1 pseudogene is annotated in these 291 nt (G+C 59.5%); it reads right to left on the bottom strand.

Annotated features, from left to right (window positions below):
• Positions 1-291: pseudogene (locus KDM89_RS21730) on the bottom strand (peptidase S53); the annotation flags it as partial.

The following is a 291-nucleotide window of genomic DNA, read 5'->3' as shown; positions in this document are numbered from 1 at the left end:
CTGATACAGCGAGGCATGCACCGCTCCCAAAGGGGCTTTTGCTGTCAGCGCGCGGCTGGCATTGGTCACTGCCACGATACCTGCCCATTGTGGTGTCGACAGGCTGGTGCCACCGGCACTGATCCAGTTGACCGTAGCACTGCCAGGATTAATCACGGCAACGTACTGACCGGAATTTGGATCTGCATTCATGGATACGTCAGCCACAGTGCGGCGTACTGGCGTACCCATCCCTGGGACCGCTGCAGTCTGGTAGGACGGTGTCGCAGTATAGGCACTGACGCCACCACC

The sequence above is a fragment of the Cognatundibacterium luofuense genome, from assembly GCF_018139685.1.
GTDB classification, from domain to species: Bacteria; Pseudomonadota; Gammaproteobacteria; order Burkholderiales; family Burkholderiaceae_D; genus Undibacterium; species Undibacterium luofuense.
This window is presented reverse-complemented; position numbering and strand designations above follow the sequence as displayed.